Origin of the sequence: Paenibacillus tianmuensis (assembly GCF_900100345.1) — a bacterium.
In the GTDB taxonomy this organism is placed as follows: Bacteria; Bacillota; Bacilli; order Paenibacillales; family NBRC-103111; genus Paenibacillus_G; species Paenibacillus_G tianmuensis.
In genome coordinates this window covers 77,884-98,693 of the sequence record NZ_FMTT01000001.1, presented here as the reverse complement: position 1 = coordinate 98,693, position 20,810 = coordinate 77,884, and the positions used below count along the sequence as shown (strand labels likewise).

The 20,810-nt window shown below is 52.8% G+C and carries 25 protein-coding genes, 1 pseudogene and 1 riboswitch; of the genes and pseudogenes, 1 reads left to right on the top strand and 25 read right to left on the bottom strand.

The annotated features are described in order from the left end of the window. Positions 1–112 precede the first annotated feature (112 nt). Positions 113–275: riboswitch (FMN riboswitch) on the bottom strand. A gap of 227 nt (positions 276–502) precedes the next feature. The 5 genes from BLO51_RS00555 to BLO51_RS00535 form a co-directional block, all read right to left on the bottom strand. Next, on the bottom strand, positions 503–934 hold the full coding sequence (locus BLO51_RS00555; protein WP_090665713.1) for a peptidylprolyl isomerase: 432 nt from the start codon (positions 932–934) through the stop codon (positions 503–505). 176 nt (positions 935–1,110) lie between these two features. Next, a complete protein-coding gene (gene lysA, locus BLO51_RS00550) occupies positions 1,111–2,445 on the bottom strand; it encodes a diaminopimelate decarboxylase (protein WP_090665711.1) in 1,335 nt (444 codons plus the stop codon). Between the two features lie 136 nt (positions 2,446–2,581). After that, a complete protein-coding gene (locus BLO51_RS00545; protein WP_090665709.1) occupies positions 2,582–4,402 on the bottom strand; it encodes a spore germination protein in 1,821 nt (606 codons plus the stop codon). Between the two features lie 45 nt (positions 4,403–4,447). Next, positions 4,448–4,873: a stage V sporulation protein AB gene (locus BLO51_RS00540; RefSeq protein ID WP_090665707.1), complete on the bottom strand. Its 426-nt coding sequence runs from the start codon at positions 4,871–4,873 to the stop codon at positions 4,448–4,450. After that, positions 4,870–5,511, bottom strand: coding sequence for a stage V sporulation protein AA (locus BLO51_RS00535; protein ID WP_090665705.1), 642 nt, complete (start codon positions 5,509–5,511; stop codon positions 4,870–4,872). The genes BLO51_RS00540 and BLO51_RS00535 overlap by 4 nt, the downstream gene beginning before the upstream one ends. 181 nt (positions 5,512–5,692) lie before the next feature. On the opposite strand from BLO51_RS00535, the gene BLO51_RS00530 reads away from it, so the two are divergent. Beyond that, positions 5,693–5,908 (top strand): DUF378 domain-containing protein, encoded by a 216-nt coding sequence (locus BLO51_RS00530; RefSeq protein WP_090665703.1) that lies wholly within the window; start codon positions 5,693–5,695, stop codon positions 5,906–5,908. Between the two features lie 120 nt (positions 5,909–6,028). Here BLO51_RS00530 and sigF read toward each other — a convergent pair whose 3' ends face one another. From sigF to BLO51_RS00430, 20 genes and pseudogenes are all read right to left on the bottom strand, one after another. Further along, on the bottom strand, positions 6,029–6,784 hold the full coding sequence (gene sigF, locus BLO51_RS00525) for an RNA polymerase sporulation sigma factor SigF (protein WP_090665701.1): 756 nt from the start codon (positions 6,782–6,784) through the stop codon (positions 6,029–6,031). A 12-nt stretch (positions 6,785–6,796) separates the two neighbouring features. After that, positions 6,797–7,243 carry an anti-sigma F factor gene (spoIIAB, locus tag BLO51_RS00520; protein WP_090665699.1) on the bottom strand — a complete coding sequence of 149 codons (447 nt, stop codon included), beginning with the start codon at positions 7,241–7,243 and terminating at the stop codon, positions 6,797–6,799. Beyond that, positions 7,240–7,593 (bottom strand): anti-sigma F factor antagonist, encoded by a 354-nt coding sequence (gene spoIIAA / locus BLO51_RS00515; RefSeq protein WP_090665698.1) that lies wholly within the window; start codon positions 7,591–7,593, stop codon positions 7,240–7,242. Before spoIIAA ends, spoIIAB begins: the two co-directional genes overlap by 4 nt. A 213-nt stretch (positions 7,594–7,806) precedes the next feature. After that, a complete protein-coding gene (locus BLO51_RS00510; RefSeq protein ID WP_090665696.1) occupies positions 7,807–8,985 on the bottom strand; it encodes a D-alanyl-D-alanine carboxypeptidase family protein in 1,179 nt (392 codons plus the stop codon). A 154-nt stretch (positions 8,986–9,139) separates the two neighbouring features. Beyond that, complete coding sequence (locus tag BLO51_RS00505; RefSeq protein WP_167670064.1) at positions 9,140–9,655, bottom strand: YhcN/YlaJ family sporulation lipoprotein; 516 nt, start codon at positions 9,653–9,655, stop codon at positions 9,140–9,142. Positions 9,656–9,777: 122 nt separating this feature from the next. Next, on the bottom strand, positions 9,778–11,109 hold the full coding sequence (locus BLO51_RS00500; RefSeq protein WP_090665692.1) for a pyrimidine-nucleoside phosphorylase: 1,332 nt from the start codon (positions 11,107–11,109) through the stop codon (positions 9,778–9,780). 132 nt (positions 11,110–11,241) lie between these two features. Then, positions 11,242–11,619 (bottom strand): cupredoxin domain-containing protein, encoded by a 378-nt coding sequence (locus BLO51_RS00495; protein ID WP_090665690.1) that lies wholly within the window; start codon positions 11,617–11,619, stop codon positions 11,242–11,244. Between the two features lie 502 nt (positions 11,620–12,121). Next, positions 12,122–12,454, bottom strand: a complete 333-nt coding sequence (gene csaA / locus BLO51_RS00490) for a chaperone CsaA (RefSeq protein WP_090665688.1) — start codon at positions 12,452–12,454, stop codon at positions 12,122–12,124. 108 nt (positions 12,455–12,562) lie between these two features. Next, on the bottom strand, positions 12,563–13,249 hold the full coding sequence (locus tag BLO51_RS00485) for a hypothetical protein (RefSeq protein ID WP_090665686.1): 687 nt from the start codon (positions 13,247–13,249) through the stop codon (positions 12,563–12,565). After that, positions 13,246–14,142, bottom strand: a complete 897-nt coding sequence (locus tag BLO51_RS00480; RefSeq protein ID WP_090665684.1) for an ABC transporter ATP-binding protein — start codon at positions 14,140–14,142, stop codon at positions 13,246–13,248. Before BLO51_RS00480 ends, BLO51_RS00485 begins: the two co-directional genes overlap by 4 nt. Further along, positions 14,139–14,507, bottom strand: a complete 369-nt coding sequence (locus tag BLO51_RS00475; RefSeq protein ID WP_090665682.1) for a GntR family transcriptional regulator — start codon at positions 14,505–14,507, stop codon at positions 14,139–14,141. Before BLO51_RS00475 ends, BLO51_RS00480 begins: the two co-directional genes overlap by 4 nt. Before the next feature lie 158 nt (positions 14,508–14,665). Further along, a pseudogene (locus tag BLO51_RS31105) lies at positions 14,666–14,818 on the bottom strand (glutathione peroxidase); the annotation flags it as partial. Positions 14,819–14,932: 114 nt separating this feature from the next. Next, positions 14,933–15,265 (bottom strand): hypothetical protein, encoded by a 333-nt coding sequence (locus tag BLO51_RS00465; protein ID WP_245719475.1) that lies wholly within the window; start codon positions 15,263–15,265, stop codon positions 14,933–14,935. A gap of 53 nt (positions 15,266–15,318) precedes the next feature. Beyond that, positions 15,319–15,609: a hypothetical protein gene (locus BLO51_RS00460; RefSeq protein WP_245719474.1), complete on the bottom strand. Its 291-nt coding sequence runs from the start codon at positions 15,607–15,609 to the stop codon at positions 15,319–15,321. A gap of 78 nt (positions 15,610–15,687) precedes the next feature. Then, on the bottom strand, positions 15,688–16,020 hold the full coding sequence (locus tag BLO51_RS29640; RefSeq protein ID WP_090665674.1) for a hypothetical protein: 333 nt from the start codon (positions 16,018–16,020) through the stop codon (positions 15,688–15,690). Positions 16,021–16,270: 250 nt separating this feature from the next. Beyond that, entirely contained in the window at positions 16,271–17,122 is an 852-nt protein-coding gene (locus BLO51_RS00450; protein WP_090665672.1) for a purine-nucleoside phosphorylase, read from the bottom strand. A gap of 70 nt (positions 17,123–17,192) precedes the next feature. After that, the gene (locus BLO51_RS00445) at positions 17,193–18,023 is read right to left on the bottom strand and encodes a purine-nucleoside phosphorylase (RefSeq protein WP_090665670.1); all 831 of its coding nucleotides are present in this window, start codon (positions 18,021–18,023) and stop codon (positions 17,193–17,195) included. 31 nt (positions 18,024–18,054) lie between these two features. After that, on the bottom strand, positions 18,055–19,230 hold the full coding sequence (gene deoB, locus BLO51_RS00440; RefSeq protein WP_090665668.1) for a phosphopentomutase: 1,176 nt from the start codon (positions 19,228–19,230) through the stop codon (positions 18,055–18,057). Between the two features lie 238 nt (positions 19,231–19,468). Beyond that, complete coding sequence (gene xerD, locus BLO51_RS00435) at positions 19,469–20,365, bottom strand: site-specific tyrosine recombinase XerD (protein ID WP_090666157.1); 897 nt, start codon at positions 20,363–20,365, stop codon at positions 19,469–19,471. Between the two features lie 91 nt (positions 20,366–20,456). Next, positions 20,457–20,702 (bottom strand): DUF4227 family protein, encoded by a 246-nt coding sequence (locus tag BLO51_RS00430; protein WP_090665666.1) that lies wholly within the window; start codon positions 20,700–20,702, stop codon positions 20,457–20,459. Positions 20,703–20,810: the final 108 nt, after the last annotated feature.

The following is a 20,810-nucleotide window of genomic DNA, read 5'->3' as shown; positions in this document are numbered from 1 at the left end:
TCCATGTCCAAAGACACATGGCAAGAAGACATGCTCGAACAGACGCACCTGTGGCATGTTGAGTATGTGAAATAACGCACATATGCACGCAGACAGTCGATCGCTGATTCCGCTTTCCCTTCTCCCATCCAGACTATACTGTCGGTCTCGGAATTGCACCGAGTCCACCGGCAACCAGAAGCTGGCTGCACGGGTCACGGACTGAGTTCGGCCGATAACAAACAAGCCGAAACATCACCGCCGGTAGGGAATTTCACCCTGCCCCGAAGGTAAGCTGTATGAACTTGTGGTCTACCAGAAATACATACCTAGCATTGATTGCAATAGTACCATCGCGAAATAAAAATTGCAAGCGCGGTTTTTTGCTTTTTTCAAAGCCGGAGGACCGAGCGATCTTCCCAATCAATGCTTCCGACGTAGACTTCATGAATTAAAAAACGCCGAAACCCCTTGATGATTTCCCAAGGGGTCGGCGTTTTAACGTTAAAGAAATGAACAGCGATTAAGCTTCCACGACTTGAACGGATTCCATTTTGTCGCGGCCTTTGAACGCATCGACATGCTCCATACCTTTGACAACTTTCCCGAACACGGTGTGCTGACCGTCCAGATGAGACTGCGGCTGGTAGCAGATGTAAAACTGGCTGCCGCCGGTGTTACGGCCGGCATGCGCCATGGCTAGCGTTCCGCGTTCATGCTTGTTCGGGTTGATCTCGCAGTTGATCGAATAGCCCGGGCCGCCGGTGCCGGTTCCATGAGGGCAGCCTCCTTGCGCTACGAAGCCCGGCACGATACGGTGAAACACGACTCCGTTGTAGAAGCCTTCGTTTGCAAGCTTTTCAAAGTTCGCTACCGTATTCGGCGCGTCTTTCTCGAACAAATCGAGTACGATCTCGTTGCCGTCAGTCATTTTAATAATCGCCTGTTTTGCCATAGGACGTACACTCCTTTAGTTGCTTGTTCTGCCGGACGCATCCTTCTGCGATGCCCCGGACAACCCTTCCTATTTTACTATGAAAAGCGGTTCCGCACAAATCACATCTACCCTTATCGCTCACGCCGACGATAAAAAACGCCGGCCGCAGGGACCGGACGTTCTCTTTGGCTTCCTTATAACGTTTTGACCGTCACTTGCCGCATCCGTTCGGGTACGACATCGTTGCCGAGCAAATGCTCGAACGATTCGCGTTTGACCACGATATCGGCCTCGCCGTCCTTCACGAAAACGACGGCCGGCCGGCGAATCCGGTTATAGTTGCTCGACATCGCGTAGTTATACGCACCGGTGCAGGCAACGGCAAGCAAATCGCCCGAGCGCGCCTGCGGCAGGCTAACGTCCCAAATGAGCATATCGCCGCTCTCGCAGCACTTGCCTGCGATGGATACGACCTCTTCGTCCGCTTCGCTCGCCCGGTTCGCGAGCATGGCCTCATACTGCGCTTCGTACAGCGCCGGGCGCGGATTGTCCGTCATCCCGCCGTCGACGGCAACGTATTTGCGCACGCCGGGAATATCCTTGTACGTGCCGATCGTGTACAGCGTCGTTCCGGCGTCGCCGACGATGCTCCGGCCCGGCTCCGTCCAGATCTCGGGCAGCGGATAGCTGTTTTGGCCGAATTTCGTTTGAATCGCTTCGGTGATCGCCTGCACGTACTCGGCGACGGGCAGCGGCGAATCGCCATTGACATAACGGATACCGAAGCCTCCGCCCAGATTGATGACCGGAAACGTCAGACCTAGCTGTTCCCGAATATGGACGGCGAAATCGGCCACTTTATCGACCGCAAGCCGGAAGCCGCCGACCTCGAAAATTTGTGAGCCAATATGCGAATGAACGCCGAGCAGCTCGATATTCGGCAGCTCCGACGCTTCCTTGACCGCCTGCTCGGCCGCGCCGTTAGCCAGATCGAAGCCGAACTTCGAATCGGTCTGGCCTGTCGATATATATTCATGCGTGTGAGCATCCACCCCTGGGGTGATGCGCAGCAATACATTGACTTTTTGCCGTTTCTCTCCTGCAATGGCGTTCAGCATGTGCAGCTCGACGAAGTTATCGACGACAAAGCAGCCGATCTTGGCGTTAACCGCCATCTCAAGCTCTTGCGGCGTTTTGTTATTGCCGTGAAAATGAATCCGCTCGGCCGGAAAACCGGCTTCCAATGCAGTATACAATTCGCCGTCCGATACGACGTCCAGCGACATGCCCTCTTCCTCGACAATACGGCACATAGCCATAACGCAGAACGCTTTGCTGGCATATGCTACCTGAAACCGGAGGCCCGTAGCGCGAAAAGCTTGCACAAATTCGCGGCAGCGCTGGCGGATCAAATGTTCGTCCATGACATACAGCGGTGTTCCGTAGCGCTTGGCTAAATCGACTGTGTCGCAGCCGCCGATTTCCAGATGTCCCCTGTCGTTAATCTTGCTGGTGCCGTGTAAATACATCTTGTTTGACTCCTTCTCCCCATGAAAAGACATTACTTTTAAAGTACCACAGACAAGCGCCAAAACACAATATGCAAAACACCCCTCCGAAGCCGGGCTTCAAAGGGGCGCAGGGAGCGATGATGCTCTTGTATGGTTAACGCTGCGGCTGCCGGGTTCTGTCCTTCGGCCTTGTCAGACTTAGGCGCGTTTTCATGGACAGAAACGGCACTCTTACCAAAATATGCCTCATCGCGTTCACATTGAACGGAATAAACGGCCACAAATACGGGGTATTGTACGAGCGCTGCAGCGCCAGCATGAGCAGCAGCACCGTGGAGCCGATGACAAAACCCGGCACTTTGAAAACCGCGGCAATCACGAGCAGGGCGAGTCGGCAAATGCGGTTCGCCAAGCTAAGCTCGTAGCTGGGGGTCGCAAACGTACCGACCGCGGCAACCGACAAGTACAGGATGACTTCGTTTGTAAACAATCCCGCCTTGACGGCTACTTCTCCTACCAAAATGGCCGCCACCAAGCCCATCGCGATCGCGAGCGGCGAAGGCGTATGTACGGCGGCCATCCGCATCAGGTCGATGCCGAGCTCCGCAATAAGAAACTGGCCGAGCAGCGGGATTCTACCCGGCTTCTGCGGCCCCAGAAATTCGAGCCCCGCCGGCTTAAGCTCCGGCGAAGACACGATAAGCAGCCAAAGCGGCAGCAGAAAGATCGACGCGGCGATGCCGATAAACCGCACCCACCGGAGGTAGGTGCCCACAATCGGCGTCTGACGGTATTCTTCCGCATGCTGCACATGGTGGAAAAACGTCGTCGGCAAAATCATAACCGAAGGGGACGTATCGACAAACACGATGACATGGCCTTCCAGCAGGTGAGCCGCCACCACATCGGGACGCTCCGAATACCGGACCGACGGATACGGATTCCAGCTTTTTCCGACGATCGCTTCTTCCAGCTGTTTCTCGGCGAGCGGCACCCCGTCCACTTTCACTTCTTTGATTTTATCGCGGACGGATTCCACCAGCTTCATGTCGCAGATGTCTTGGATGTAACCAATGCACACGTCGGTCTGCGTCCGTTTGCCGACCTGCGTAATCTCCAGCTTCAGTCGCGGGTCCCGCACTCTTCGGCGTACTAACGTAACATTGGTAAGCAGCGTCTCGACAAAGCCGTCGCGAGAGCCCCGTACAACCCGTTCGAGCTCGGGCTCTTCGGTCGTGCGGGCAGGAAAGCTCTTGGCATCGACCAGAACGGCTTCGCGTTGACCCTCAAAGAAAAAGGCCGTGCCGCCCATCGCGACATTATCGATTGCTTCCTTCAGCTTGCAGGTCCGCTTCACCTGCACATGAGGAATCAGCGCCTCGTCGAACAAGCCGATAATATTGCGGCGATTGCCCTCCTTCTGCCGGCCGGGCGGCTCTTCTTCATGGTCCGTTCTCCAGTTCCGGTAAGGTTTCCGGCGCTCCTCTGCCGGTTCCTGGTGCTCCGCTTCCTGGCGCACCTGATCGGCATAAGAAAGCCGTTCCAGAATTTCGGTCAGCACATAATCTTTAATGAACCCGTTATAGTAGAAAATCCCCGTTTTTTGCCCGCCAAAAACCATTTCGCGAAAGATGACGTCGAAGCTTTTGTTCAAGCCTACTTGCTCTTCCAACTGCCGCTTCAGACGGTCGAAATCCTCGGAAATTTCCGTGCTCTCCTTGAGCTCCCGCTCCTCCGCCGTCAATTGTGTCTCCTGACGCATCTTGCGCGACATTCCCGTTTCCGAATCGCCCGAGCCGGTATCGCGCTCTCTTCCGTCCTTCGCGGATAGCTCCTCCGGTTCGTCTGTCGACAGGCTGCCGATAATATTGCCTTCCCGGTCAACGATCAGCTTATCTTCCTCCGGGGGCTTGAAGCTGCGGAGCTTTTTCGGTTTTCCGCCTATTAATTTCGCTCGTTTGATTTGCTTGTTCACGCCCTTCACCTCCCAGTGAATTTTGCTGCGGCGCAGCTTCGGGCCTTACTGCACCAGCCCGAGCCAGTCGATCAGCGAGCCAAACACTTTCCCGAAAATCATCGCCATTAGCAGCCAGATCATGTATTCTTCCATCCGGATTCTTTTGGCCAAAATCGGCAGCACGTTGATAACCTCGGTCAGCGCTGCTGCAAGCATTCCGACAAAGCAGCCGGCGAACAGGCCGAGCAGCGAGGCAGACAACGGAAACAGCCGGATCTTCCATTGAAAGAAATCCGTCACCGTAAAAAAAACCGCACCGAGCACGACGGCAGCTTCGTATAAGCGGATCGATCGGTACGATCTGCTGATTTGCGCCAGCCTCGGAATGATGTCCAGCACCACCAGAAAAGCAACCATGCCGCTGCCCACTGCAAGGCCTCCGGACAAGCCGACAAAAGCAAGCAGAAACCCGCTCAGCAGTCCGGTCAAGGCGGCGGCTCCCTGTCCGGCGAGCGATTGATTTTGGCGTATTCCTCAGCGATGACATACTGGTTGACGTTTTCCTGGTACATGAACATTTCCACCTCCAACGGGCTCGGCTCCTCGTTGAACTTTTTCTTGAACAGATGATTGAAAAAGACGATCATCCCGATGCCGATGCCAAACGAATACGGAATTTGCAGCAGCAGCGGGCGCTCGGTTTGTTTGCCGGTGAGGAGCTTATAGATGCTCCGGTGGACTTCAGCCATGCTGACGTCGGCGTGAAAGTTCATAATAGCCAGACCCGATCCAACAAAAAGCAGCAGCCACACCAGAATGATGAGAACCATGCTGGGAGGGCGAGTTTTGCCTGAAATTTCAACCAGCGTGTGCGGTTCGCCGAAATGCTCGATGGTCATGGACGGAAACCGCTCTTTGATTTTGCGCACGACCAGCATCATATCGATAAGCAGCAAGCTGCCGTCATGCTCCTCAGGGTGATACAATTCCAGCCCAAGCAGCTCCGCCTCGTATTCGGGCTCCGTCATAAAGACAGCAATATGCCCGAGCCGAATCGGATCGCCGCGGCTGGCCCGCATCCGTTTGCGCAATCGGATGTACAGGGACGGAGCGGAAGCACGGTTCATCTCCGAATCCTCCCTTACCTTGCATTTAACGGTAGTATGAATAATTACGCATGGTGGTAAACGTCCCGGACTTTGGAAAAAATTTCACTGGGAGCCGAAGCATAAACGAAAGCGGCTTGACAAACAGTAAGGGAAAGAACAAGATCACCCAAACTTTTCTTTAGAGGAAGGTGTCGAGCAGATGAGAAGAACGGCGTTAACGCTCGTGATTATCGGGGCTTTAAACTGGCTGTTGGTCGGTTTGTTTCAATGGGACTTGGTTGCGGCCCTGTTCGGAGGCGACGCCCATCGGGTATCTTCCGGCTTAAGCCGAATTATCTATACCTTGGTCGGTTTGGCGGGGCTGTACTGCATCGCTTTGCTGTTCCGCGACGACGACAGAGCCCGCGCCCAGTAAAGGCAAGACTGTCCTCAAGAACGCGCCAAGAGGACGAGAGCGTTCGCTCGTTCTCTTTTTCGGTTGGAATGAAAACAGCTCCCCGTCAATTCCCGCAAGAGGAACCTCGGAGAGCTTTGGTTATTGAGCAATTTGATCCTTGATCGACTGCAAGATTTTTTTCTCCAGCCGCGAGACCTGCACCTGGGAAATTCCAAGCCTGCTGGCCACCTCGGACTGCGTCTGATCCCGGAAATAACGGAGATAGACGATCAAGCGTTCCCGTTCGTTCAACGTGCCGATCGCCTCATTGAGCGCCAGCTTGTCGAACCACTTGTCTCCGCCCTCGTCCGCGATCTGGTCCATCAAGGTGATCGGGTCACCATCGTTTTCAAAAACGGTTTCATGAATCGAGGACAAAGGCTTGTTCGCTTCTTGAGCGAAGACGACCTCCTCCGGCGTGATTTGAAGCTCCTCCGCCACTTCCTTGATCGTCGGCAGCCGACCGTTCCGTTTCGAAAGCTCGTCCTTCGTCTTGCGGATTTTGTTGGCCAGCTCCTTGAGCGAACGGCTGACCTTAAGCGTTCCGTCGTCGCGCAGAAAACGCTGGATCTCCCCGATGATCATCGGGACCGCATACGTTGAAAACTTCACATCATACGACAAGTCAAACTTATCCACCGACTTGAGCAGTCCGATGCAGCCGATCTGAAACAAATCCTCGGCCTCGTAGCCCCGGTTAAGAAACCGCTGCACCACCGACCAGACCAGACGGATGTTGCATTGCACCAGCGTATCTCTGGCCATAGTGTCGCCGGACTGGCTGAGCGCAATCAATCGTTTGACTTCGCTATCATCCAAATAGCTGTGTGAGGCGTGCTTCAAATCTACATCCATGAGATCAGACCCCTAATTGAAAAGAGCTTTTTTCGATTCGATTCGCTTCTTCATTCTAATCGTGGTGCCTGTGCCTAAGGTTGTCGTCACTTCAATCGCGTCCATGAAATTTTCCATAATTGTGAAGCCCATACCGGACCGCTCCAGCTCCGGCTTTGACGTATAAAGCGGCTGCTTGGCCAGATCCAGATCCTCGATCCCCGCTCCTTCGTCCGTCACGGTAATAAAAACCGTGTCCCCTTCGAGCTCGGCTGTAATCGTGACCATCCCGTCCGGGCGGTTGTCGTAGCCGTGAATGATGGAGTTCGTTACCGCTTCGGACACGACCGTCTTGATATCTGTCAGTTCATCCAGCGTTGGGTCCAGCTGCGATACGAAAGCGGCGACGGTGACACGGGCGAACGATTCGTTCTCGGAGCGGCTGGCAAACTTCAGCGTCATAAAGTTTCGTTCACTCATAGGGCGACCTCCAAACTTTGCAGCGCTTTTCTTTCGTTATCCTGAATCGATAAGATTTTGAACAGCCCGGACATTTCAAGAAGCCGGTACACGGCGGGATTCAGGTCGCAGACGACCATTTTGCCGCCGCGCGCCGTAATCTGCTTGTAGCGGCCCAGAATGACGCCGAGGCCGGAGCTGTCCATGAAGGATAGCTCCTTGAAGCTCATAATGATGTGGTTGACGTTTCCACGCATGACCGCCTCTTCCATCCGCGTTTTGACCGTGTCCGCCGAATGATGGTCCAGCTCTCCCTGAAGCCTGACGATCAGCGTTTGGCGGTAATGCTCGAGTTCGATTTGCAGACTCAAGCTGCTCACTCCTTCCCGTTCATGCACACTCATTTCTACGTGAAGGAATCCTTTTCCTGCCCCCCGACAAAACTAGAAGAAATGCGCTATAACTAGAACAAAAGCGACAGAAAGCGCAGCGGAATAGCGCAGCGGAATAGCGCAAAATCCCCGCGGCGGCGTAGGCTGTATCTGCGGGGATCATGCTGTGTATGTCAGGCCGGCGGCTGTTCTTCAATCTAAGAACAACATCCGCTTCGCCGTTCGTTTCGTCAAGGTCCACCAGCCGGCTTTTTTCATATCCATAGGCGCTTCAAGCGCAAATTCGGTCAATACTTGATCGCCTTTGTACACGACGATTTTCCCGATCGAATCCCCGGCTGCAATCGGCGCTTTCAAATCCGTCCGCAGCTGGACTTCATGGCGGATTCCGTCAGCCGCTTCCCCTTTTTTGAGCAGCACGCTGTACGGATGTGTAGCCGTCAACGGTACGACCGGCACCTCGCCTTTGCCGATTCTCAATTCGCCAAGCGATTCTCCGGTCTTGTAGATCGGATGATTCGTATATTGCGAGAATGCATAATCGAACATCCGCGTGACTTCCGCATTGCGCGTTTTGGTATCTGGCTCGCCCATGACTACGGAGATGACGCGCAGATTGTCGCGCTTCGCCGTTGCCGACAAACAAAATTTCGCTTCACTCGTATAGCCTGTTTTCAAGCCGTCCGCCCCCGAATAAAAGCGCACAAGCTTGTTTGTATTGACGAGCCAAAACGGCTTGGGCGTTTCCTTGCGTAAATGGTCTTGATACAAGCCGGTATACTGGGTAATCTCTTCATGCTTAAGCAACTCTTTGGACATCAGCGCAATATCGTAAGCGGAAGAGTAGTGATTTTCGGCAGGCAGTCCGTTCGGATTGGCAAAATGGGTATTTTTCATTCCCAACTGCGCGGCCCGCTCGTTCATCATCCGAACGAACCCTTGTTCCGTACCTGCAATTTTCTCCGCCATCGCTACCGATGCGTCGTTGCCGGAGGCCATGGCGATGCCTTTCAGCATATCGCGTACCGTCATTTCCTCGCCGACTTCCAGAAAAATCTGCGAGCCGCCCATGGAAGCGGCGTATTCGCTTGTCCGCACCTTCTCATCCAGCTTGAGTTTTCCTTGGTCCAGCGCTTCCATAATAAGCAGCATCGTCATAATTTTCGTGATGCTGGCCGGGGGAAGCCTGGCATCTTTGTTTTTGTCGTGAATGACCGTGCCGGAATCCGCGTCGATGATAACGGAAGACACAGCATTCGGAGCCAGCTCAACCGGCTGCGCCCTTTTCGCTTCCTCCGCCATCGCGGGCGGCAGCACGACCAGCAGCAGAAGCTGGAGGCAAATCGACCACTTGATCACTTTGCTGAACATAACCCTATTCTCCCCTCCTGTCGGAGCTCGATTGTAGGTACTGGTATTCAGTGTTGACGAATCCGAAACAAAATATTCCAAAACAGGAAAACAACCAGCCGGGTAGCAAGCTCGACCCCGGCTGGCATTGACATTCGCGCTGGAGGATGCTGCTCTAATGCGCGGTCGGGAACACGCGGCGCACCAAATCCGCAAACCCTTGCACGAATCCGCCGACCGGACGTCCGGCACGCACATCCGCTATATACGTATTGACGCGCCCGACAAAATCCGGATTGACGGATACGTAGACGCGTTGTATATTCGCATCCACCGCCCGGACTTTCCCGGCGATGCGATTTTCAACGTCCTGCGTCAGCGTCTGGTTAGGTTTCAGCACGGATGCCACATAAGCCGTATGGTCGGTAACGAGCACATTCGCCGAATGGACTTCCGGCACCTCGGAGACAATTTTGGTGGCCGCCGCATCTGCGATATCAATTTTTCTGGCGGTGCTTTGATACGGTTGAGCCCCCTGATTCGTTCCCTGCTGTGCGTGATGCGTTTGCTGTTGGGTTTGAGCAGCCTGCTGCTGCATGCGCGCCTGCTGCCTGTTCGTGCAGCCGGCAGTCAGGACGGCGACGCAGCCAAGCACGAGCGAGGCACGAACCCATACTTTAACGTGATTCATCGTTGTTTCAGCCTCCTGTGGGTGATTGTCCGTCTTTAGTATGCTTACTCCCATCGTTTGGCATGCACGCAAAGAAGCCCGGGACGAAAATCCCGGGCATTCATGTGGCGATCACCAGCTTATTACAGCTTGCGAACGCCGTCTTTCGTAACAACGGCATAAATCAACTTCAATTTTTCGGCAAGCGCCGAAGCGATCGTGAAAGCAGCGGCCGTCCGGCGCATCATTTCCGCTGTTTCTGCCGAATCCTCGCGGTTGATGTACAGCTCGGCAATCGGCTCGCCCTTTTTCACCGGATCGCCGACACGCTTGAACAGCTTGATGCCCACGGCCAGATCGATCTGATCTTCTTTGGTCGCACGACCCGCACCAAGCAGCATGGCGGTAATCCCCAGCGCCTCTGCATCGATCGCAGCTACACAGCCTTCTTCCGGCGCCGGAACGTCCACGCGGCGGGCAGCTTGGGGAAGCCGGGTGGGATCTTCCGCAATACCGGCGTCGCCTCCCTGTGCGGCAATGAACTGCTTCAGCTTTGCGAGCGCCTCACCGTTTTCAAGCAAGCGGGTGACGAGTTCCTTCGCTTCGGCTTCGCCGTCCGCTTTGCCTCCAAGGCGCACCATATGCGCTGCCAGCTCCAGACAAAGCTCCGTCAGCTCAGCCGGCCCCCGGCCGCTGAGCGTATCGATCGCCTCCAGCACTTCCAGCGAGTTGCCGATCGAAGGACCAAGCGGCTCATCCATGTTGGTGATGACCGCAACCGTCTCCCGGCCAACCTCCGTCCCGATATCGACCATCGCTTGAGCCAGCTTGATCGAATCGTCCAGCGATTTCATAAATGCGCCGCGGCCTGTCTTGACATCGAGGACGATGGCGTCCGCGCCGGAAGCGATTTTTTTGCTCATGATCGAGCTGGCAATCAGAGGAATGGATTCGACCGTCGCCGTCACGTCCCGCAAGCCGTACAGCTTCTTGTCCGCCGGTGTCAGGTTGCCGGTTTGCCCGACTACCGCAAGCCCGATCTCCCGCACCTGCGCCAAAAACTGCTCCGTTGTCCGCTCGACGGCAAAGCCCGGAATCGCTTCCAACTTATCGATCGTCCCGCCCGTATGACCGAGGCCCCGGCCGGACATTTTCGCCACGGGAATACCGGCCGCCGCCACCAACGGCCCTACGATAAGCGTCGTCGTATCTCCGACACCGCCTGTGCTGTGCTTATCGACCTTGATGCCGGGAATCGAGCTTAGATCGACCTGATCTCCCGAACGCGCCATTGCCAGCGTTAAATCCGCCGTTTCCCGCGCGGACATGCCGTTAAAATATACCGCCATCGCCCAAGCGGACATTTGGTAATCCGGAATTTCCCCTTTCGTATAGCCTTCGATCAAAAAAGTGATTTCTTCGGAAGACAGCTCCTTGCCGTCTCGTTTGCTATGTATGATATCGACCGTTCTCATCCAGACCAACTCCCCTGTCAAGTAGTCTCCCCCCGTATTATATTCCCTCCGCGGCAAAAAGAAAAGAAAGCCCCGGGAGACGGCTCCCGAGACTTCCTTGGCACATTGGTTAAACGATATATTGCTTTGCTTTTAGGATACGACGATCTTGGTTTTCATCTCCGCATGTCCCGGACCGCAAGGCAGCGTGCAGTGCACTTCATACGTGCCCGGTTTGTCGAAGGTCACTTCCATTGATTTGTTGTTGTTGTCCAGCTTCACGTTCGTACCTACGATCTCAAGCGCATGAAGCCCTTCCTTGTTCATTAAAGAAACGCTCATCTTCTCGCCAGCTTTCGCCGTGTATTCCGGCTTATCGAACTGGTAGTTCGTGGCTACGAATTTAATCGAAGGGCCCGCCGATTCCTCTTTTGCCATTTCCGCTTGACGGGCAGAGATGTTCTGGAGTAAAATGCCCCCGCCAAGGAGACAGGCGACGATGAATAGTGAAAACATAGCCCACTTTTGCATAGATAATCCCCCCTTACTGTTTGGCCGTAAAGACGTATAGTCTTATTGTACAAAATACGCGCGACTTTACACATGCCCTTTCATACCATTCCCGTGAAAAATTTGTGAACAAATTTAGACCGGCACACCACGGAGTTTACTCTTAGCATGAGATAATGCTTATGCCAAAATACGCAAACTTCCTTGCTCGCAAAAAAACTCTTCGCACCGGTCGAAATCGCCGTGAGCCTGATCGAACAGAGGGAGTCCCCAACTTATTTGGGGACTGCCCCTAAAGTAATATGTCTGAATAACCGCATCCCGGATTGTCATACTATAAAGGATCCATTTATTCGAGAAGCAAGTAAAAAGGAGGTGCCGCACATGTCCGACAAGCAGCAAGGCCACGGAAATCAGAATACGACGACCCGTACCAGTGACAAAGGCGCGAAGAAATCGAAATAAAGAGCCGCACAAAAAAAGTACTCCCGCTTCCGAAGAAGATGGAGTACTTTTTCCATCGCTATGCAATCGGCGTCCCGTTCGGAGCCGTCTGGTCCGGCGCGAGCAAAATGACATCTCCGTGCTCAGGTACCCCGCCGAGAACCAGCACCTCGGATACGTATCCGGCAATGCGTCTGGGCGGAAAATTAACAACGGCTACAACCTGTCTTCCGATAAGATCGTCCGGCACATACCGCTTCGTTATTTGCGCGCTGGAGCGCTTGATCCCGAGCTCCCCGAAATCGATCTGCAGCTTTATGGCCGGAATGCGCGCTTCCGGGAAAGGCTCGGCGGCAATCACCGTTCCGATCCGTAGTTCCAGCTTATGAAAATCGTCGATCGTTGCTTCCATTCTGCTTCCTCCCGAAGTGATTCATGCTTTAAGAACCATGATAGCGCAGCACAGAAGGACAAAGCAACGAACCGTTTCGTTATAACGTTATTTTACCTTTCGGTTTCGTCATACTGCCGCCTTGCGAAGCATGGTATACGACGCAAGCGCATAGACGACCATTAGCGCAAACAACCAGCCTGTCCATTCGGACACGGTTATGCCCGCTATCCATTGAAACAGAGCGCCCCACCATTGGTAATAGCTTAAAGAAAAGACAAGGATGCTAACACCTGCGAAGACGACACCTGATAGCACGATCATACCGAACCAACCATATCGCCGCTGGACGCTCGAAATGACAAATCCAAGAAAGAACAGATGCAGCATTAACACGAAGTTTCTCGTCACTTGCCCGATCACCGTACCGTCGCCCCAATTGGGCATACGGAAGAAGTGGAGCCCCACTCCCCAGCCGCCGCTCCATCCTTCAAGCAGGGAGAAAAGCAGTATTAGGATGGACGTACCCAGGCTGATTAGAGTGAAGTTCATAGCCGTACCGGCAAAATAATCTTTTCTCCGGACACCCAAGCCAAGTGCAAAGACGAACGTTTGAGGCAGAGCGATGATCCCGATAACAAGCGTATATACGTAAAGAGAAGTAATGCCGCCCGAATACATTCCGTCTTTCGCGCCGATCGAAAATCGGATGGTAAGATGTATGATGAGATTGAATAACAGAATGATCCAAGGCATGTATATCCAGGAAAGCTTATCTCTCAAATACATTTTCGTTACGCTCACAATGCGGTTCATAGAGCACTTCCCGCCTTTCTATCCGAGGTATGCTTCGTTAAATGGACGACTAACTGCTGTAAGGAAACGGGGGAGAATTCGAGCCCAAGCCCTTCCCCTTCCTTCCGTTCTTTCTCGCTCAGTTCATCCATCACCGTTGCCGAAATCAGTCCGCCGAACCCTTCCTGATGTATGATTTCCCGGGTCCGAGTGAATTTTTCCACGGTACTGGCCTTTCCTACGACGGTAAACGCCCGCCCCCGAAGCGCTTCGGTATCCTCGTTCAAGATCAGCTTGCCGCGATCGATTACAAGCACGTGCTCCAGAAGCCGGCTGACTTCATCGATCAAATGCGTCGACAAAATGACGGTTCTCGGATGGGCCGAGTAATCCTCAAGCAGCTTTTCGTAGAATAACCCTCTGGCTACCGCATCGAGGCCTAAATACGGCTCGTCGAAAATCGTGAGCGGCGCTCGGCTGCCAAGACCCACAACAATTCCTGCAGCGGACAGCATGCCTCGGGACAGCTTCTTCATTTTCCTTTTCAGCGGAAGCCCGAATGTCTCAATCAGCTCGTAGGCGAACTCCCGGTCCCACTGCGGAAACAACGATTCCGCCACCTCCAACACATCGATAACCTGGAAGTTGTCCGGGTACTTTTGACTTTCTTTGATAAAGCACATTCTGCTAAGTACACTATTGTTCTCGTACGGTTTTTCACCGAACACTTCAATTTCTCCACTGGTAGGAAAAATTTGAGCCGTGAGCATATGCATGACCGTCGTCTTGCCCGCTCCGTTTCTCCCAAGAAGCCCGTAAATTTTGTTCGGCTCGATGGAAAAGCTGATGCCGTCCACCGCTGTTACGTTCCCGTACGACTTCGTCAGCCGAGTTACTTCGACGATCGGATTCATTTGCCTCCATCCCCTCTCTGGATCATATCCATCAGCTGCTCCGATGTAATCCCGAGCTTCTCGGCTTCCCGGACCATCGTCACCACATATTGCTCAAAAAACTGCTCTCTCCGCTTCTCCATCAATTGTGCGCGCGCGCCGGACGCTACAAACATGCCTATCCCCCGCTTCTTGTACAATATGCCTTGGTCCACCAACAGATTGACTCCCTTTGCCGCCGTTGCCGGGTTGATCTGATAAAATGCCGCGAATTGATTCGTCGAAGGTACTTGCGATTCTTCGGGCATGCCGCCTTCGATGATGTCATTTTCAATCCGTTCGGCGATCTGAACAAAAATCGGACGGCTGTCGTCTATTAAGGTCATTTGTTCACCACCAAACTGGTTAATTACTTATATAACTAACTATATATCCAAACCAATTCATTGTCAATCGTATTCGAGCCATGCACAGAAAAAATCCCCGAAGGCCTAGAAGTGAAGGCTCTCAGGGATCTATTCATTGTACCATTATACCCCTCGAGCGGGGCTTGCTCCGTCACATAAGTAAAAAGCAGAAGTTTCTCCGAACCGTGCACGTTCACTTTCTCACACAACGAAAACGAGACCCCGTAGTTCAACTGGCACCTGCTCCCCGGTTCTTGCTCTCCGAATTGATTGCAAGGGAAGCCAAGAATTGATCAGCCCTTGGTGTCTGCCGAACAGTATTGACAAATTTATCTCAGTTGAGAGATTACACAATTTATTTTACTCCTTACAATGGAATGGTTTCTATTGTTCTCTACCTTAGTTTAACTTTCATCAATCATCCATAAAAAATGTTTTGCTACAGCACTAGCAATATCAATTACTTCTTTTTTTGAATCATCTTCGATTTTCCATGGGACAGCTATTTCAATCAAATTTATTTCTTCAACCCCTTCAAGCGAATCATACGCATAGTTTCCTCGCGAATTAGCAGGGATACCGTTAATTTTAATGATCTCTCCACCTATCTCTTTAAAAAAATTCAAGTTGCTTTCCTTGTTGAACTTTAGATTGGAGACCAAATATTTTTCAAGTACCTCTGTTCTAATGTACTTCGAGTGCAATGTATCAGAATAGATGCTTATAAAGTCGTACATAAAAATCCTCCGATTCATATAAATCCACTCAATAAGTATACAAAATCCTTGTTTTATTTATACTTGCCACAATGGGCACATAGCTTTGCATTGGGTGTTCTTAGTGGTTTACCGCAATATTCACATGGTTCTCCAAAAAGCGATAGTCTATGGTGCATTATTGCATTGTGATGAACCCCTGCAACCCCTGTTATATTCTCATACTCCTTTACAACAGGACTAAATCTTTCATTCATTGTAATCTTTTCAAGTGGTAACCCATGTTCTTGTCTAAATTTCTTTGTTGCCTCAAAACACTGACCATAAAGTTCATATATCCTTGCGTATTCATCTTCTTCTAACATGGGCATCTCACATTTACATCGCCAACACCACATCATTTTCATAAAATGTAACATCCCCAATTAAATAAAATCGCTCTTTCATTCGTATTCTTCTTTGCAATAATCAATAAAGTCACTAAACGTAGAAAAATAGTCGAACCGAGGAAATTCTGCATTTTGATTGTTCGACCACGTTAAATGTACAAGCACAAACCGATTGTTATCTATATCATGGAATAAAACATCATCATTTGCTTCACATCTCGCCATCGTCTTTAGGATGCGACCGTACAACTGATGATGTTGGTTAATCTCCCTCATTAATTGCTTTTCCAAGGCTATCGCTGTCCTTGTGTCAACTACTACCCAAGGGAGGATCAAATGCGAACTTTGCTCCACAACAACACCCCCAATCATAAAATCTTGCTTCATTGTTGGTTTTATGTAATCAACTCTTGAATAATATAGGCACATTATACCATGGTTCGCTATAAAGTGGGATGATATGACAATTCCCGCTCCTTCTCAATGCAGGAATCTAAAAAAAAGCTAAATATCAATTTTCGATAACAAAAAAAAGACCACTCCCTCTCGATTTATTAAATCGACAGAAAGTAGTCATCGTGTCTAATTCGTTTTTAACCACCACTACTTGCTAAGGTGGGACTTATTAAAACCTTCTCTACACCTGCACTTCACGGACAAACCGTCGCACCAGCTCGATGAAAATCGGCTTCGTGCGGTTTGCTACAGCGACTACCTGCTCATGTGTGAGAGGCTCCAACTCTTCGCCAATTGCCATGTCGGTGATGCAGGAGATGCCGAGCACCTTAAGGCCTGCGTGGCTTGCAGCAATCACTTCACCTACCGTAGACATGCCAATGGCGTCGCCGCCGAGGTTCGCGAGCATCGTCAGCTCGGCTGGGGGCAAGTAGTTCGGACCGCTACTGCCCGTGTATACGCCTTCCTGCAAGCGGATCGCTTCGCCGCGCTCCTGTCCCATTTGGGCAGCAATCCGCTTGGCCAGATCGCGGAATTGCGGGGTATACGCCTGCGACATGTCCGGAAAACGGGGACCGAGCTCCGGATGATTGATACCGATGAGCGGGTTGTCCCCGGTCATGTTAAGCTGGTCGGAGATCAGCATCAAATCGCCCGCCTGAAAACCGCGGTTCATGCCGCCCGCCGCGTTCGTAATGACAAGCGACCGAACGCCGAGCTGCTTCATGACGTAGATCGGGAAGACGACTTTTTTCATGGAGTAGCCTTCGTAATAATGAAACCGGCCTTGCATGACGATGACATTTTTGCCTTCCAGCTTGCCAATGACAAATTGCCCGGCATGGCCTTCCACCGTAGATACCGGAAAATGCGGAATTCTATCGTAAGGAATGGCGACCGCATCCTCCACCTGAGCGGCCATATCGCCAAGGCCGGAGCCCAGCACCAAGCCCATATCTAAAGATCTTCGTTCGATGCGGTCGCTGATCCATTGTGCCGCTTCTTGAATATGCTCAACGTAATTCGGTTCCATCTCTTCTCCCTCTTTCGAATCGAATTCGGCAGCCGCTTGAAGGCGGACGCCGTTCCATCAGCATGACATTCTAGATTCGCGAGATGATTCCGAGCACCAGCTTAAGAAATTTTGGCTTCGCGCGCTCCGTCGTTTCCATGACCTCTGCATGGGACAACGGCTGGTCCAGGATGCCCGCCGCCATATTGCTGATGCAGGAAAAACCGAGTACTTCCATACCCGCGTGCCGTGCAACAAGCACTTCCGGCACGGTGGACATGCCCACGGCGTCGCCGCCGAGCGTCCGCATCATGCGGATTTCCGCAGGCGTTTCGTACGACGGTCCGAGCAGCCCAAGGTATACGCCCTCTTGCAGCTTCAGCCCCTGCTCTGCCCCTACCTCTTTCGCCGTCTCGCGCAGACGGCGGCTGTACGCTTCGGACATGTCCGGGAAACGAACGCCCAGCTCGTTGTGGTTCGGTCCAATGAGCGGGTTGCGGAACGTAAAGTTAATATGATCGCGGATCAGCATCAGGTCACCGACCTCGAACGACGTGTTGATGCCTCCGGCAGCGTTAGTCACCAGCAGCTTCTCCACGCCGAGCTCCTTCATGACACGGACCGGAAACGATACCGTTTCGACGCCGTATCCTTCATACATATGAAAACGGCCTTTCATCATCAGCACGTGCTTGCCTTCCACCTTGCCGAGCAGCAGCTCGCCGGCATGGCCTTCCACCGTAGATACCGGAAAATGCGGAATATCCTCATAAGGAATCGTTACCCCGCCTTCCACCAAATCGGCCAGCACGCCGAGGCCAGAGCCTAGAATAAGGCTAATTTCCGGCTTTTCCGGATATTTCCCGCGGATATATTCCGCAGCTTCCTTAATGTTCTTCAACAGCGTCGTTTGATCGCTCATTCGATTCGTCCTCCCCGGCAATATGTACTTGTTATTTCAATTCGTTCAAAAAGCTGGTGCCGTTGCCCGTTCCCTTTACGCCGAAATTATCGGCAACCGTCGCGCCGAGATCCGCAAACGTGCTGCGAACTCCGACCGTCCCCGTCGTTTCGAACGCCGGGCTGTATATGAGAAGCGGCACATACTCGCGGGTATGGTCCGTCCCGTGATGAATCGGATCGTTACCGTGATCGGCAGTCAAAATAAGCAGGTCGTCCTTGCCGACCCGTTCCATCAGCTTAGGCAGCCATTCGTCGAATTCATTAAGCGCCATAGCATACCCTTCCGGGTTACGGCGGTGCCCATACAGCGAGTCAAAATCGACGAGGTTCGTAAACAGCAGCCCTTGGAACGACTCTCCCATAACGTCAATCGTCTTGTGAATCCCGTCAAGATTGCTTTTAGTCGGAAGCGCACGGGTCACGCCTTCGCCGTCAAAAATATCGTTGATCTTCCCGACCGCGATGCAACCGAATCCCGCATCCTTCAGCCGGTTCATGACCGTCGGAGCCGACGGCTTCACCGCATAATCGTGACGGTTCGGCGTACGCTTGAACGCCCCGGGCGTTCCGACATAGGGCCGCGCAATGACACGACCGACCGCATACGGATCTTCCAGCGTCAGCTTGCGGGCAATCTCGCAGGCACGGTACAGCTCCTCCAACGGAATGATCTCTTCATGCGCCGCAAGCTGGAACACGCTGTCCGCCGAAGTATAGACGATCCAAGCCCCGGTTTTCATCTGCTCCTCGCCTAGCTCATCCAATATTTCCGTTCCGGAGGCTGGCTTGTTGCCAATGACCTTGCGCCCGGTTTCCTGTTCGAAACGGGCGATCAGCTCCGGCGGGAAGCCTTCCGGGAATACATTGAACGGAACGGTTACATTCAAACCCATGATTTCCCAGTGACCGGTCATCGTATCTTTGCCGACCGATACCTCGGCCATTTTGCCGTAATATCCGCCTGGGCGTTCAACCGGATCAACACCCTGCAGCCCGGCAATATTCCCGAGGCCAAGTTGCTGCATATGGGGCACACGCAGCGACGGCACGCGCTCCGCGATATGGCCGAGCGTATGGGCGCCAGTATCGTTAAAACGCGCGGCATCCGGCAGCTCTCCGATCCCAACGCTATCAAGCACAATCAAGCAGACTCGTTTAAATTTCATGGATGTCCCTCCTCCGGGCATTGCACAGCAATGCTTTCTTCGTAAGCGCCGATTCGGGCATTGCGCAGCAACGCGACAATGAAATCGTAAACTTGAGTATTGTGAGTCAATGCCATCCTTGCAGGCCGGTCCTTTCGACAAGCCTACCTTTATTATCGCAAAAGCGGACATGGTTTGCAAAAGCCGCAATACGAAAAACCCGGTCTCTCAGGCGCGGAGGAACGGGCTCGCCGGAAGACTATTCGATTTTGGCCCGAGGATGGGTCCGATCATAAACCTCCTTCATTTTGCTTCGTGTAACTTGTGTATATATCTGCGTTGTCGAGATGTCTGCATGACCGAGCATTTCCTGAACGGACCGAAGGTCGGCTCCGTTCTCCAGCAGGTGCGCGGCAAACGAGTGCCGGAGCGTGTGCGGGGTGATTTCCATCTGAATGTCGGATTCAGCAGCGTAACGTTTAATGATTTTCCAGAAGCCCTGACGCGTCATCCGGGTCCCCAAATGGCTGACAAACAGCGCCTCCTCGGCTTTGGACGGCTTGAGCAGCTTCGCACGCATCGTTTGGATGTAAGCCTCTGCGTACTCCGAAGCGATTCTCCCGAGCGGAACGACCCGTTCTTTGCCTTTGCCGACACAACGGATAAAGCCCATACTCGGATTGACGCTGTCCACGTCAAGCGAGATGAGCTCCGATACCCGGATTCCCGTCGCGTACAGCACCTCTAGCATCGCCTTATCCCGCATCCCGTTGGGCGTCGTCGTCAAGGGGGCTTGGAGCAGCTTGCCAACCTCTTGAACCGACAGTACCTTCGGAATACGTTTCTCGAGTCTTGGCGTCTCCAAGTGCAGCGACGGATCGCTATCCAGCAGACGCTCCTTCACGAGGAATTGGTAAAAGGCGCGGATGGAAACCATACTCCGGGAAAGCGTGGCCGTAGCCCTTCCCCGCTGCTTCAGGTCCAGCATATAGCCGGAAATGTTCAGTTTCCCGCTGTCGCCCAGCGAAGAGACGCCAGAGATTTCTAAATAATCTATATACTGAGACAAATCGCGTCGGTACGAGTCCAGCGTATTCTGAGCAAGGCCCCGGTCCTCCGCCAAAAAACGGATAAACGAGTTGAGTTCCTGTTTCATGCGCAATTGATCCCCTTTTGTGTCTTGCATCGGCGCTTTTAAAACAATTCCACATACGGGACCCATTTTCCTTCCTCATCGGGAAGCTTTTTTACTCGCCAATCCGGTAGAACAGCTTCAGCCGTTCGCTCATCGTGATCTTGTCCGAAGCCGCAGCTACCGGATCGTTCTGGAACGCTTTGACGGCGCGGCCTGTGGGCTCCTTGTACTTCGGCTCCGGCTCCAGCCATCGCGTAACGACAAGCAGCATGTGATAAAGCGCGAACGTAAACACCACGAACAAGAACGCGAAGCGAAAGCGGCCTAGCCATTTACGCGCCCGAACATGAACAATCACGGCTTGTCCCCTCCTCCCCTGCTCCCCACCGTCGGCTTAACGCCGGACCGAGGGAGTTCAGACAGGTTCTAAAAGTACACTATGACCGGACCGGCCAAATTATGCGTA

Coding starts and splice junctions, on each gene's coding strand:
- BLO51_RS00555 (WP_090665713.1), bottom strand. CDS start 934: ATGGCAAAACAGGCGATTATTAAAATGACTGACGGCAACGAGATCGTA.
- lysA (WP_090665711.1), bottom strand. CDS start 2,445: ATGTATTTACACGGCACCAGCAAGATTAACGACAGGGGACATCTGGAA.
- BLO51_RS00535 (WP_090665705.1), bottom strand. CDS start 5,511: ATGAACCGTGCTTCCGCTCCGTCCCTGTACATCCGATTGCGCAAACGG.
- BLO51_RS00530 (WP_090665703.1), top strand. CDS start 5,693: ATGAGAAGAACGGCGTTAACGCTCGTGATTATCGGGGCTTTAAACTGG.
- sigF (WP_090665701.1), bottom strand. CDS start 6,784: ATGGATGTAGATTTGAAGCACGCCTCACACAGCTATTTGGATGATAGC.
- spoIIAB (WP_090665699.1), bottom strand. CDS start 7,243: ATGAGTGAACGAAACTTTATGACGCTGAAGTTTGCCAGCCGCTCCGAG.
- BLO51_RS00510 (WP_090665696.1), bottom strand. CDS start 8,985: ATGTTCAGCAAAGTGATCAAGTGGTCGATTTGCCTCCAGCTTCTGCTG.
- BLO51_RS00505 (WP_167670064.1), bottom strand. CDS start 9,655: ATGAATCACGTTAAAGTATGGGTTCGTGCCTCGCTCGTGCTTGGCTGC.
- BLO51_RS00500 (WP_090665692.1), bottom strand. CDS start 11,109: ATGAGAACGGTCGATATCATACATAGCAAACGAGACGGCAAGGAGCTG.
- BLO51_RS00495 (WP_090665690.1), bottom strand. CDS start 11,619: ATGCAAAAGTGGGCTATGTTTTCACTATTCATCGTCGCCTGTCTCCTT.
- csaA (WP_090665688.1), bottom strand. CDS start 12,454: ATGGAAGCAACGATCGACGATTTTCATAAGCTGGAACTACGGATCGGA.
- BLO51_RS00485 (WP_090665686.1), bottom strand. CDS start 13,249: ATGAACCGCATTGTGAGCGTAACGAAAATGTATTTGAGAGATAAGCTT.
- BLO51_RS00480 (WP_090665684.1), bottom strand. CDS start 14,142: ATGAATCCGATCGTCGAAGTAACTCGGCTGACGAAGTCGTACGGGAAC.
- BLO51_RS00475 (WP_090665682.1), bottom strand. CDS start 14,507: ATGACCTTAATAGACGACAGCCGTCCGATTTTTGTTCAGATCGCCGAA.
- BLO51_RS00465 (WP_245719475.1), bottom strand. CDS start 15,265: ATGTACGACTTTATAAGCATCTATTCTGATACATTGCACTCGAAGTAC.
- BLO51_RS00460 (WP_245719474.1), bottom strand. CDS start 15,609: ATGTTAGAAGAAGATGAATACGCAAGGATATATGAACTTTATGGTCAG.
- BLO51_RS29640 (WP_090665674.1), bottom strand. CDS start 16,020: ATGAAGCAAGATTTTATGATTGGGGGTGTTGTTGTGGAGCAAAGTTCG.
- BLO51_RS00450 (WP_090665672.1), bottom strand. CDS start 17,122: ATGGAACCGAATTACGTTGAGCATATTCAAGAAGCGGCACAATGGATC.
- BLO51_RS00445 (WP_090665670.1), bottom strand. CDS start 18,023: ATGAGCGATCAAACGACGCTGTTGAAGAACATTAAGGAAGCTGCGGAA.
- deoB (WP_090665668.1), bottom strand. CDS start 19,230: ATGAAATTTAAACGAGTCTGCTTGATTGTGCTTGATAGCGTTGGGATC.
- xerD (WP_090666157.1), bottom strand. CDS start 20,365: ATGAAACAGGAACTCAACTCGTTTATCCGTTTTTTGGCGGAGGACCGG.